1 rRNA gene is annotated in these 2,974 nt (G+C 47.8%); it reads right to left on the reverse strand.

The annotated features are described in order from the left end of the window. Window positions 1–33: 33 nt before the first annotated feature. A 23S ribosomal RNA gene (locus tag EF514_RS10635) occupies window positions 34–2,891 on the reverse strand. Window positions 2,892–2,974: the final 83 nt, after the last annotated feature.

The following is a 2,974-nucleotide window of genomic DNA, read 5'->3' on the forward strand; positions in this document are numbered from 1 at the left end:
AAGCCATATTCCAAATCTATTCCAAAATTATTGTTGGTCAAGTCTTCGACCTATTAGTACTCATTAGCTTCAAACATTACTGCTCTTTCACCTTGAGCCTATCTACCTCATTTTCTTCAAGGGGTCTTATCTTATGAGGGAAATCTCATCTCGAGGGGGGCTTCGTGCTTAGATGCCTTCAGCTCTTATCCCTTCCAAACTTAGCTACTCAGCTGTGCCCTTGGCAGAACAACTGATGCACCAGAGGTTTGTCCATCCCGGTCCTCTCGTACTAAGGACAGCTCCTCTCAAATTTCCTACGCCCACGACGGATAGGGACCGAACTGTCTCACGACGTTCTGAACCCAGCTCGCGTGCCTCTTTAATGGGCGAACAGCCCAACCCTTGGGACCTACTTCAGCCCCAGGATGAGACGAGCCGACATCGAGGTGCCAAACCTCCCCGTCGATGTGGACTCTTGGGGGAGATAAGCCTGTTATCCCCGGGGTAGCTTTTATCCGTTGAGCGATGGCCCTTCCACTCGGTACCACCGGATCACTAAGTCCTAGTTTCCTATCTGCTCGACTTGTTGGTCTCGCAGTTAAGCTCCCTTTTGCCTTTACACTCTTCGCACGATTTCCATCCGTGCTGAGGGAACCTTTGAACGCCTCCGTTACTCTTTCGGAGGCGACCGCCCCAGTCAAACTGCCCGACTGACAGTGTCCCTCTCCCTGATTCAAGGGAGTAGGTTAGAATTCTAAGCTTAAAAGAGTGGTATCCCAACAGCGGCTCCATTAATACTGGCGTACTAAATTCACAGCCTCCCACCTATCCTGTACATTTAACCTCAAAATCCAATGTCAACCTACAGTAAAGCTCCACGGGGTCTTTCCGTCCTGTCGTGGGTAAGCGGCATCTTTACCGCTACTACAATTTCACCGGATCCTTTGTTGAGACAGTGCCCAAATCGTTACACCTTTCGTGCGGGTCGGAACTTACCCGACAAGGAATTTCGCTACCTTAGGACCGTTATAGTTACGGCCGCCGTTTACTGGGGCTTCAGTTCTAAGCTTCGCTTGCGCTAACTCTTTCCCTTAACCTTCCAGCACCGGGCAGGTGTCAGCCCCTATACTTCGTCTTTCGACTTCGCAGAGACTTGTGTTTTTGGTAAACAGTCGCTTGGGCCTTTTCACTGCGGCCACATCTCTGTGGCTCCCCTTATCCCGAAGTTACGGGGTCATTTTGCCGAGTTCCTTAACAAAGGTTCTTCCGCTCGTCTTAGGATTCTCTCCTCACCTACCTGTGTCGGTTTACGGTACGGGCAATATATATCTTGATAGTGGCTTTTCTTGGCAGTGTGGAGTCATATCCTTCTCTACTTATTTTTCGATCCGCATCACACTTTAGCCTTTTTAGAGTACGGATTTGCCTATACTCCAGCCTTTGTGCTTGCACGCCTCACCAACTGGGCGCTACTACTATCCTCCTGCGTCCCCACTTACTTTTTAACAATATATATCGGTACAGGAATCTCAACCTGTTGTCCATCGACTACGCTTTTCAGCCTCGCCTTAGGTCCCGACTTACCCTGAGTGGACGAGCCTTCCTCAGGAAACCTTGGGTTTTCGACGGGTGAGATTCTCACTCACCTCTCGCTACTCATGCCAGCATTCTCTCTTCTGTAAAATCCACAACGGCTTTCGCCTTTTGCTTCGTCTCTTACACATTGCTCCTCTACCGACGTTATTACGTCCCACAGCTTCGGTATATAGTTTAGCCCCGGTTATCTTCGGCGCAGAGTCACTTGACTAGTGAGCTATTACGCACTCTTTAAATGTATGGCTGCTTCTAAGCCAACATCCTAGTTGTCTAAGTAACTCCACATCCTTTCCCACTTAACTATAATTTTGGGACCTTAGCTGGTGGTCTGGGTTCTTTCCCTTTCGACAATGAAGCTCATCCCACACTGTCTGACTCCCTAGTGTCTGATTTGGTATTCGGAGTTTGATAGGTTTTGGTAACGTCATACGCCCCGCAACTATTCAGTGCTCTACCCCCTTATCAGATTGCCACTAGAGGCTAGCCCTAAAGCTATTTCGAGGAGAACCAGCTATCTCCGTGTTCGTTTGGCTTTTCACCCCTATCCACAGGTCATCCGATAACTTTTAAACGTTACCCGGTTCGAGCCTCCATTGAATTTTACTTCAACTTCACTCTGCCCATGGATAGATCACACGGTTTCGGGTCTATGGCATATAACTTGCGCCCTATTAAAACTCGCTTTCGCTTCGGCTTCAGTACTTCATACCTTAACCTTGCTATATACCATAACTCGCTGGCCCGTTCTACAAAAAGTACGCGATTGAGGTGCTAGACCTCTTTCGCTGCTTGTAAACATTAGGTTTCAGATTCTTTTTCACTCCCCTCCCGGGGTTCTTTTCACCTTTCCCTCACGGTACTTGTTCTCTATCGGTCACCAAGGAGTATTTAGCCTTAGGAGGTGGTCCTCCCTTATTCCCACTGGGTTTCACGTGCCCCGTGGTACTCGCTCGTGCTGATTTATTGTCGCTTTCGTTTACAGGACTGTTACCTTCTTTGGTTCATCTTCCCAGATGATTCTACTAGCTATCTTAATCTTATGCACTGTCGGGCTCTACCCCGTTCGCTCGCCGCTACTTAGGGTATCGATGTTTCTTTCTTTTCCTCAGGTTACTTAGATGTTTCAGTTCACCTGGTTCGCCTCCATAAGCTATGAATTCACTTATGGATACCTCTTACGAGGTGGGTTGCCCCATTCGGATATCTGTGGGTTGACGGATATTTGCTCCTAACCACAGCTTTTCGCAGCTTGTCACGTCCTTCGTCGCCTCTTGGTGCCTAGGCATTCACCTAATGCTCTTATTAACTTGACCTTAGTCAATTGTTTACATTTATTCTCTATTTGGATGGTGAATTGTCATTTCATTTGTTTCTGTATATAACATACCTTCGAAAT

Origin of the sequence: Anaerosphaera multitolerans (assembly GCF_004006535.1) — a bacterium.
GTDB classification, from domain to species: Bacteria; Bacillota; Clostridia; order Tissierellales; family Peptoniphilaceae; genus Anaerosphaera; species Anaerosphaera multitolerans.